Origin of the sequence: Mesorhizobium sp. M2A.F.Ca.ET.042.01.1.1, assembly GCF_003997405.1 — a bacterium.
GTDB lineage: Bacteria > Pseudomonadota > Alphaproteobacteria > Rhizobiales > Rhizobiaceae > Mesorhizobium.
Genome location: NZ_RZRX01000285.1, coordinates 1 through 7,419, shown reverse-complemented (window position 1 = coordinate 7,419; position 7,419 = coordinate 1). Strand labels below are relative to the sequence as shown.

The window sequence follows — 7,419 nt, the reverse complement described above, 5'->3', positions numbered from 1 at the left end:
GGCAAAGGCCGAACCTTGGGCGTCGATGGCGAACACGGGCGTCTGGTAAACCCGGCGAACCCGCGCCGATTTGACGGGGCCGCCGCTGGCGCTTCGCCAGCTGCCGCCTATCTACCGGGAATTGGTGCCAGCCTCATCCAGGCTGGCGTTTCTTCATCCGCCAGGAGAATTTCATGCCGACCAGCCGCGCCGATGTCGCCACCGAACATGCCAGCCGCTACCTGCAGCAGCTCTGCAAGCACTGGTCGCACAAATTTCCGGTCGAGTTCGACCCGCGGCACGGCGCCATCCAGCTCTCGATCGGCCGCACCGTCATGGACGCCGACGATCAGGCGCTGCACATCGCTTTGGCCGCCGACGATGAAGCTTCGCTGGACCGGTTGGAGACGGTAGTCGCCGACCACATCAAGCGCTTCGCCTTCCGCGAGGAATTGATTTTCGACTGGCAAAAGGCCGCCTGACAATCGGCGATCAGCCGCAGGCTTTTCCGGCCATCTCGAGCAACGCCAGCACGCTGCGCCAGTTTCGCGCCGTGCCCGGCACCTTCAGCGTGCGCCCGATGAGGTTTGCGAACACCGATTTGCCGAGCCCGTCCGGCGCGTGCAGGAAAAGCACGTCGCCCTTGATCTCGAAGCGCTCGGGGCCGGTGCATTTGTCGGCGAGCCGCTGCGTCTCCTCGGCGGTCGGCTCCCGCTCCAGCGCATAGGCGTGCAGCTTGGTGGGGTCGCCGGCGACCTCGGGATAGGGATTGTCCTTCACCAGCCGCTCGAACCAGCCGGCATCGCGCACCATGATGCGCGAATTGAAACCCCATTTCTTCTCAAAGGCCGCCTCGAGTTGCTTGGTCAGCTCCGCTTCATCCCCCTTCTTCGCCCGGAACACGACGTTGCCGCTCTGCACATAGGTCGCGACATCGGTGAAGCCGAGGCCCTCGAAGAAGGCTTTGAGCTCCGCCATCTTGACGATGCGGTTGCCGCCGACATTGATGCCGGAAAACAACGCGAAGAAGACCGTGCCTCGCTTTGCGCTCATATGATGAAGCCCGCCAGGGTCTCGTTGTCGGTGATGTCCTGATACTGCACGCCCTCGGCGTCGAAATTGGCCTTCAGCAGGTCGAAATTGCGCCGGTCCTTGGTCTCGATGCCAATCAGCACCGAGCCGAAATTGCGCGCCGACTTCTTCAGATATTCGAAGCGGGCGATGTCGTCGTCTGGACCGAGCATTTCGAGGAAATCGCGCAATGCGCCCGGCCGCTGCGGGAAGCGGATGATAAAATACTTCTTCAACCCCTCGAAGCGCAGCGCCCGCTCCTTCACGTCGGGTAGCCGCTCGAAATCGAAATTGCCGCCGGAGACGACCGCGACGATGGTCTTGCCCCTGATCTCCTTGCGCGAAAAATCCTTGAGCGCGTCGATCGCCAGCGCGCCGGCGGGCTCCAGCACCACACCCTCGACATTGAGCATCTCGATCATGGTGGCGCAGAGCCGGTTCTCCGGAACCAGCCGCACGGCATCGGCGCTGAAATCCTTGAGGTGGCGCAGCGGCTCGCGGCCGATCTCGGCCACCGCGGCGCCGTCGACGAAATTATCGACCTTGGCGAGCTTCACCCGCTTGCCGCTGGCCAAGCTCTCACGCAGGCTCGGCGCGCCCGCCGGCTCGCAGAACACGAAGCGCGGATCGCGATGCTGGTCGGCGAAATAGTGGGTCACGCCGGCGGCAAGGCCGCCGCCGCCCACCGGCAGCATGACGATATCGGGCACGCGCCCGCCCGGCATCTGCGCCGCGATCTCGTAGGCGACCGTCGCCTGGCCCTCGATGATGTCCTTATGGTCGAAGGGCGGTACCATATGCGCGCCGGCGCTTTCGGTGAATTCGAAGGCGGCGCGGTAGCAATCGTCGAAGAAGTCGCCGACCAGCCTGATCTCGACGAAATCGCCGCCGAACAGCCGCGTCTTGTCGATCTTCTGCTGCGGCGTCGTCACCGGCATGAACACTACGCCCTTCTTTCCGAAATGGCGGCAGACAAAGGCAAAGCCTTGCGCGTGGTTCCCGGCCGAGGCGCAGACGAACAGCTCGGCATTGTTGCCGGCGGCAAGCGCCTTGCGGAAGAAATTGAAGGCGCCCCTGATCTTGTAGGAACGCACCGGCGTCAGATCCTCGCGCTTCAAAAGCACGCGGGCGCCGGTCTTCTTCGACAGATAGTCGTTCTCCTGGAGCGGCGTTTCCGGAAAGATTTCGCGGATCGCTTCGGCGGCCATAGCGACGGGGGCGGAAAAGCTGTTCACCACAAGTCCCTCATTTTCGATTTCGCCGGCACGCGCCAGCACCCCTGCCTGCCGGTGCCGGCAACCTTCCTGCCGCTCTTTTGGCTTTCGCGCAACACCACCATGGTCCTCGCCCGGCGCTGAGCCAATTTCCGCTGGACACGACTTACTTTAGCCGCACTTCGGCTGTCCGGGAGATTTCCGCGGAGGTGACGGCCAATCGCGGCCAAAGTGGAATTGCAGCGGAAGTGTCGACGTGCGGTTGAAGACGATTTTCATCATTGCCCTTGCACTGCTGACGGCAGGCTGCGCGGGTCCCCAGACGCAGGAAATCCTGGGCAGCGTGGTCGTGCCGACGCAGGCGACCGAGATCGCCGGCAACCATTCGATCTTCATCGCCACCACGCGCAAGCGGTCCGACGATCCGAACAAGGTCTTCGATGGCGAGCGCTCCGCGACGCTCAACTACGCCCGTGTCAACGTCACCGTTCCGCCGATTCACCAGACCGGCCAGATCGAGCGCCGCTCGCGCGGCAAGTCGGACGATCCGACCAAGTATTTCATGGCCTCGGAAGTCGTCGGCTACGATACGCAGCCCAAATTCACCAGCGCCCTCAACGCCGACATCGACGCCCGCGGCGGACGTGTGATGGTCTTTGTCCATGGCTACAACACCGGCTTCGACGACGCCGTCTACAGGCTGACCCAGATCGTCCATGATTCCGGCTATCCGGGCACGCCGGTACTGTTCTCCTGGGCGTCAGGCGCCAAGACCACCGATTATGTCTATGACAAGGAAAGTGCCGCCGCCGCCCGGGACCAGTTGGAAGTGACGCTCAGGATGCTGGCGCAGACCGGCGCCCGGCGCATCGACATCGTCGCCCATTCGATGGGAACCTGGGTGACGATGGAGACACTGCGCCAGCTCGCCATCACCGGCGACCGCGATCTGAGCGGCAAGCTGGGCGACGTGGTGCTCGCCTCGCCCGATATCGATGTCGACGTCTTCAAGAGCCAGATGCGGCGTTACGGCAAGCCGGACAAGCCCTTCATCCTGCTCCTGTCGGACGACGACCGGGCGCTGCGGCTCTCCAGCCTGATTGCCGGCTCGCGGCCGCGCGTCGGTGACTATCGGGACGCCGCCGACCTCGCCTCCTATGGCGTCACGGTGGTCGACCTTTCCAAGATGAAGGGCAGCGACAGTTTCAATCACACCAAATTCGCCGACAATCCGATGATGGTGCAAATGATCGGCCAGCGGCTGCGCGAGGACGACGGCTTTGCCAGCGACCGGGACGTGACGGACCGCATCCGCCAGCTCGCCAGCCAGTAACGCGATTGCGCGGCATCGCCTTGCATTGACTTTAGAACTGGACCCGGCCGGCTTCTGGCTTTATCGGAATAGTCGGAGAGGTTTGCCGCCCTTGGGGGATCCCGGGTGATATTGCGTGTTAGGATCGTGCTTGGCCTTGCGTTCGCGCTCGCCGTCAGCGGCTGCGCCGGCCAGAGCGCGCATGACCTTCTCAACCGCAAGCCCGTCACCGCGCCAGCGTCCGACATTGCCGCCACGCATGAGATCTTCGTCGCCACCACCCGCCAGCAGGCGACCAAGGATCCGCGGCAGGTCTTCGACGGCGACAGGTCGCTGACCACCAGCTACGCCCGTGTCGATGTCACGGTTCCAAGGATCCATGAGGTCGGCGCGATCGAGCGCGCCAAAGGATCGGCCGACAGCAACCCGGCCAAGCAGTTCACCGCCACCGACGTCGTCCACTATGCAGACGCCTCGCAATTCGCCAAGGCGGTCGGCGCCAACATCGCCACAAGTGGCGACCGCGCCCTGGTTTTCGTGCACGGCTTCAACAACGGCTTCGACGACGGTGTCTATCGCCTGACGCAGATCGCGCATGACACGAACTATCCCGGCACACCAGTGCTGTTTTCCTGGGCGTCGAGCGGCAAGACGACCGGCTATATCTATGACAAGGACAGCTCCACCGCCGCGCGCGACGATCTCGAGGCGACGCTGAGGATGCTTGCCAAGACACATGTGAAGAGCATCGACATCATCGCCCATTCGATGGGAACCTGGCTGACGATGGAGGCGCTGCGCCAGCTCGCCATCACCGGAGACCGCGATCTCAACGGCAAGCTCGGCTATGTCGTTCTGGCGTCGCCCGACATCGACGTCGACGTCTTCAAGAAGCAGATGATCCGCTACGGCAAGCCCGACAAGCCCTTCGCCATCCTGCTTTCAGGCGACGACCGAGCGCTAAAGCTGTCGAGCTTCATCTCCGGCGACAAGCCGCGCGTCGGCGACTACGGCAATGCGGCCGATCTCGCGAGTTACGGCGTGGTTGTTGCGGATCTGACCAATACCAAAGGCGGCGACCGTTTGAACCATGCCAAATTCGCCGATAACCCGATCCTGGTGCAATTGCTTGGCGACCGGCTGCGCACGCCGGCGGCCCTGCGCGCGGGCGAACCTCAGGGCGCCGGGTTGGACAATATCGGCCAAGGCCTCGGCAAAGCCGTGGGATCGGTGGCCGAAGTGGTCATAACCACACCATTCAAGGTGCTGACCATCGCCACAGGCGGATGACCTGCTTTAGATAAAAAGATCGACCTTCTGGAAGGTCGTCACGTCGACAAGACCGACATCCGATATCCTGAGCTCCGGGATAACCACCAGCGCCAGCAGCGAGTGCTGCATATAGGCGTTGTTGAGCGAGCAGCCGACCTTGCGCATGGCCTCTGTCAATTGCTCGGCTTTCGCCGCGACGATCTCGGCGCGTTCGTCGGACATCAGGCCGGCGATCGGCATCTCGACCAGCGCCAGTTCCTTGCCCTTGGAATAGAGCACCACGCCTCCCCCAACCTCGCCCAGCCGGTTGACGGCCAAAGCCATGTCTTGCTTGTTGGTGCCGACGACGATGATGTGGTGCGCGTCATGCGCCACGCTCGACGCCATCGCGCAGTCTTCCACATAGCCGAAGCCGAAGACGAAGGCATTGGTGATGCCGCCCGTGCCGCGATGGCGCTCGACGAGGGCGATCTGGCAAATGTCGTTGCGCCGATCCATGGCGACCAACCCGTCCTCGACGGGCAGGTCGGCCTCCAGCGCCCGCGTCGGCGCCTGGTTCTCGATCACGCCGATCACCCGCGCCCGCACCTCGTTGGCGCCCTGCGGCGCAGAAATGTCGAAATCCTTCGCCGCGAGCTTCCTGCCGAGCTTGACCGTGTTCTTCGCCGATTGCGGATAGTCATAGGCGGGGATGTCGATCTCGAGCTTGCCGGCCTTCGCCAGCCTGACGCCGCGGCCATAGACCTCGTCGATGGTCATCCGGGCAAGGTCCGAAACAATCAGAAGATCGGCCAGTCGCCCCGGCGCGATCGAGCCGATCTCGCGCTCCAGCCTGAAATGCTGCGCGGTGTTGAGCGTCGCCATCTGGATCGCCGTCACCGGCTTCAGGCCCTGTTGGATGGCATGCCGTACCACCCGGTCCATATGGCCTTCGTGCACCAGCGTGCCGGAATGGCTGTCATCGGTGCACAAGATGAAGTTGCGCGGGTCGATGCCGCCTTCGGTCACCGCCTTGATCTGCGCCGCGACGTCGTACCAGGCCGACCCCAGCCGCAGCATCGCCTTCATGCCCTGGCGCACGCGCGCGATCGCGTCCTCGGCGCGCGTGCCTTCATGGTCGTCCTCCGCCCCGCCCGCGACATAGCCGTGAAACGGCAGGCCGAGATCGGGCGATGCATAATGGCCGCCGACCGTCTTGCCGGCCTTGACCGTCTCGGCAATCTCGCCCGACATCACCGGATTGTTGGCGGCGACGCCGGGGAAATTCATCACCTCGCCAAGCCCGATGATGTTGTCCCATGTCATGGCCTCGGCCACGTCGGCGACCGTCAATTCGGCGCCGGCATGCTCCAGTCCCGGCGCCGACGGCACGCAGGAGGGCATCTGCACATGCACGTTGATCGGCATCGCCACCGCCTCGTCATGCATCAGCCTGACTCCCGGTAGTCCGAGCACATTGGCGATCTCGTGCGGATCGATGAACATCGAGGTGGTGCCATGCGGGATCACCGCGCGGCAGAACTCCGTCACCGTCACCATGCCGCTTTCGACATGCATGTGCGCATCGCAAAGGCCGGGCACCAGATAGCGCCCGCCGGCATCGACGACCCTGGTAGCCGGCCCGATGGCATGGCCAGCATTCGGCCCGCAATAGGCGAAGCGGCCGGCGGCGATCGCGATATCGGTGCCGGGGATGATCTCGCCCGAATGGACGTTCACCCAGCGCCCGTTGCGGATGACCAGATCCGCGGGCTTTCGGCCCATCGCGACATCGACCAGATGTGTCGCCACTTCGGTCCACGGCTTCGGTTTTACGGCGCTTGTCGGCTTGGCGTTCGTCATTGGCGAGTTCCTCTGCTTGAGGCACTTTGGCAAATGTCGGTGCCTGTAGCCAGAGCATCAGGTCGTAAACCACTGTTGCAGAGATGCAATTCCGTTCAGCGGCGAAAGAGGCTAGTCTTTCCCAAGGAGTCTTTCGGAACCGCCATTTCGGAGTGCTCGATGCGTCGACTGACGCTCGCCAGTGCCGGCTTTCTTGCCCTGCTGTCCGGGTCTGCCTGGGCGGCGGATCTGGGCGCTGATCTGCCGATGACCGCGCCTGGCTTCGACTGGACCGGCTATTACGCCGGCATGCAGGCCGGCTACGGCTGGGGCCGGTCCGACATCACCGTCGACGGCGGTTCGGTCAAGCCCGACATCGACGGCGGTTTCGTCGGCGGCCATGTCGCGGGCCTTTGGCAGTTCGCCCAGGCCGTGATCGGCGCCGAGGCCGACCTCAACTACACCTCGATCGACGGCACCGCCGATGCCGCCCCGGCAAACACCTTCGGCACCGACGTCAAATGGTTCGGATCGGTCGATGCCAAGGCAGGCTACGCCATGGATCGCCTGCTGATCTATGGCATTGGTGGCGTCGCGTTCGCCGGCATCGAAACCTCGCAGACGGCAGGCACAAGCTTTGCCCGGACCCGTACCAGCACCGGCTGGACGCTCGGCGCCGGCATCGACTATGCCTTGACCAACAATGTCGTCGTCGGCGCGCAATACCGCTACTACGATTTCGGCAAGGAG

Annotated in this window: 7 protein-coding genes; 4 read left to right on the top strand and 3 right to left on the bottom strand. The window is 63.7% G+C overall.

The window, feature by feature from the left end; translation table 11 throughout:
* Window positions 1–173 precede the first annotated feature (173 nt).
* Window positions 174–461: a DUF2218 domain-containing protein gene (locus tag EOA23_RS29390; RefSeq protein ID WP_127306714.1), complete on the top strand. Its 288-nt coding sequence runs from the start codon at window positions 174–176 to the stop codon at window positions 459–461.
* 10 nt (window positions 462–471) lie between these two features.
* Here EOA23_RS29390 and EOA23_RS29385 read toward each other — a convergent pair whose 3' ends face one another.
* Window positions 472–1,032, bottom strand: coding sequence for a DUF1697 domain-containing protein (locus EOA23_RS29385; RefSeq protein WP_127306713.1), 561 nt, complete (start codon window positions 1,030–1,032; stop codon window positions 472–474).
* Entirely contained in the window at window positions 1,029–2,285 is a 1,257-nt protein-coding gene (gene ilvA / locus EOA23_RS29380) for a threonine ammonia-lyase IlvA (RefSeq protein ID WP_127306712.1), read from the bottom strand. The genes EOA23_RS29385 and ilvA overlap by 4 nt, the downstream gene beginning before the upstream one ends.
* A 235-nt stretch (window positions 2,286–2,520) precedes the next feature.
* Between ilvA and EOA23_RS29375 the strand changes: the two genes are divergently transcribed.
* Entirely contained in the window at window positions 2,521–3,597 is a 1,077-nt protein-coding gene (locus tag EOA23_RS29375; protein ID WP_127306711.1) for an alpha/beta hydrolase, read from the top strand.
* Between the two features lie 105 nt (window positions 3,598–3,702).
* Window positions 3,703–4,866: an alpha/beta hydrolase gene (locus tag EOA23_RS29370; protein WP_127306710.1), complete on the top strand. Its 1,164-nt coding sequence runs from the start codon at window positions 3,703–3,705 to the stop codon at window positions 4,864–4,866.
* Window positions 4,867–4,872: 6 nt separating this feature from the next.
* Here EOA23_RS29370 and ade read toward each other — a convergent pair whose 3' ends face one another.
* Window positions 4,873–6,690: an adenine deaminase gene (gene ade, locus EOA23_RS29365; RefSeq protein WP_127306709.1), complete on the bottom strand. Its 1,818-nt coding sequence runs from the start codon at window positions 6,688–6,690 to the stop codon at window positions 4,873–4,875.
* Between the two features lie 159 nt (window positions 6,691–6,849).
* On the opposite strand from ade, the gene EOA23_RS29360 reads away from it, so the two are divergent.
* On the top strand, window positions 6,850–7,419 hold a 570-nt coding region (locus EOA23_RS29360), incomplete at its 3' end, for an outer membrane protein (protein WP_145966510.1).

What these genes read in the sequence shown, in the direction of transcription:
- EOA23_RS29385 (WP_127306713.1), bottom strand. Translation starts at nt 1,032, where the DNA reads ATGAGCGCAAAGCGAGGCACGGTCTTCTTCGCGTTGTTTTCCGGCATC.
- EOA23_RS29390 (WP_127306714.1), top strand. Translation starts at nt 174, where the DNA reads ATGCCGACCAGCCGCGCCGATGTCGCCACCGAACATGCCAGCCGCTAC.
- ade (WP_127306709.1), bottom strand. Translation starts at nt 6,690, where the DNA reads ATGACGAACGCCAAGCCGACAAGCGCCGTAAAACCGAAGCCGTGGACC.